This is a genomic window from Thiolapillus sp. (genome assembly GCF_048562965.1).
Classification (GTDB): domain Bacteria; phylum Pseudomonadota; class Gammaproteobacteria; order Chromatiales; family Chromatiaceae; genus Thiolapillus; species Thiolapillus brandeum_A.
The window spans coordinates 1-699 of the sequence record NZ_JBHNMF010001327.1 but is presented as its reverse complement, the minus strand read 5'-3'; the positions used below and the strand labels follow the sequence as shown (position 1 = coordinate 699).

The following is a 699-nucleotide window of genomic DNA, read 5'->3' as shown; positions in this document are numbered from 1 at the left end:
GTTGTTGCGTAGTGCTTGGTGACCAGGACGGCTGGGGCACAAATAGGTTGTCAAAGGCCGAGTCGATTTTGGGGACTGGGATGTCCCAAAATCTATCACGAGGCCGAAGACACGCTTGGATGGCTTTGTTTTCATCGCGCTTATTCCGGTTCTTCGGCACATTGACCAAGCTGGCATCAATGATCTGGCCACCTTTGGGAATAAAATCGGAATACCAGAGTTGCTGATCAAAGGTATTGAACAACTTCTCCACCAAACCATGCTGCGCCAGCTGCTCACGAAACAGCCACAGGGTCTTGGAATCCGGCATGGTATCATCCGGATTCAATCCCAGAAACCGTTGAAAGGACAACCGATCCCGAACTTGGTATTCCGTTTGATCATCTGACAGGTTATAAAGCGATTGCAGTACCAGCATTTTGAACATCAACACGGTATCCTAGGGCTTCCTGCCGGCATTGCTTTTCCTTTTCTTCTGGTAGATCGCTTTGAGTGTTGGTTTGAACTCGTCCCAATCCACAATGCTGTCCAGTCGGGGCAGTGGATCACCCAGTTTCTCCAGTTGGGCTAACCGATTTTCCTGATCAAAAAAGCTGGGTTGCATGGATTTCTCCCCGTTTGCCTGTGATGCTGCTATTTTACAGGATTAGGGGCAATTAATAGAGGTGCCCGATAGCTAATGACATTAGATTTCTCAAA

The 699-nt window shown here is 48.2% G+C and carries 1 pseudogene; it reads right to left on the bottom strand.

The features are described from left to right. Window positions 1-94: 94 nt before the first annotated feature. Window positions 95-604 (bottom strand): annotated as a pseudogene (locus tag ACOCD2_RS24120) (transposase); the annotation flags it as partial. Window positions 605-699: the final 95 nt, after the last annotated feature.